The sequence below is a fragment of the Rhodovulum sp. PH10 genome (assembly GCF_000293785.1).
In the GTDB taxonomy this organism is placed as follows: domain Bacteria; phylum Pseudomonadota; class Alphaproteobacteria; order Rhizobiales; family Xanthobacteraceae; genus Rhodoplanes.
This window is the reverse complement of record NZ_AKZI01000248.1, coordinates 1-811: the sequence shown is the minus strand read 5'-3', so window position 1 is coordinate 811 and position 811 is coordinate 1. Positions and strand designations below refer to the sequence as shown.

General features: G+C 68.4%; 1 protein-coding gene. It reads left to right on the top strand.

All coding sequences use genetic code 11. The annotated features are described in order from the left end of the window. A partial coding sequence (locus A33M_RS21840; protein WP_040622725.1) for a transketolase occupies window positions 1–807 on the top strand: 807 nt, incomplete at its 5' end. Window positions 808–811: the final 4 nt, after the last annotated feature.

Sequence of the window (811 nt, the reverse complement as noted above, 5' to 3'; positions counted from 1 at the left end):
AACATCCGCCGCAACGCGCTGCGGATGGGCGAGGTGCAGGGCCAGGGCTACATCGCCCAGGCGCTCGGCATCGCCGACGTCCTCGCGGTCGCCTACTGCCACGCGCTGAATCTGAAGCCGAGCGAGCCCGAATGGGAAGGGCGCGACCGCTTCCTGCTGTCGCACGGGCATTACGGCATCGCCTTCTATGCCGCGCTGATCGAGGCCGGCATCATTCCCGAGGACGAGCTCGAGACCTATGGCTGCGACGGCAGCCGCCTGCCGATGTCCGGGATGGCGAGCTACACGCCCGGCATGGAGATGTCCGGCGGCTCGCTCGGCCAGGGCATGGCGATCGCGGTCGGCATGGCGCTCGGCCTGCGGCAGAAGAAGAACCCGGCCTTCGTCTACAACTCGATGTCCGACGGCGAGCTGGACGAAGGCGCCACCTGGGAGGCGGCGATGTCGGCCGCGCACCACCGCCTGTCGAACCTGATCGTGCTGGTCGACGTGAACCGCCAGCAGGCCGACGGCACCTCGCTCGACATTCTCGGCTTCGAGCCGCTGCACGAGAAGTTCGCGGCGTTCGGCTGGTTCGTCCAGCGCATCGACGGCAACGACCTGCCGGCCGTGCTGGCCGCCTTCGACGCGGCGCGCGACTGCCCGGAGCCGAAGCCGCGGGTGATCGTGCTCGACACCAAGATGGGCAAGGGCGTGCCGTTCCTCGAGGCGCGCGAGAAGAATCACTTCATCCGCGTCGAGCCCGACGAGTGGCAGAAGGCGATCGCCGCGTTGGATGTCGCCGGCGCGATGGGAGCAGCGAAATGAACGT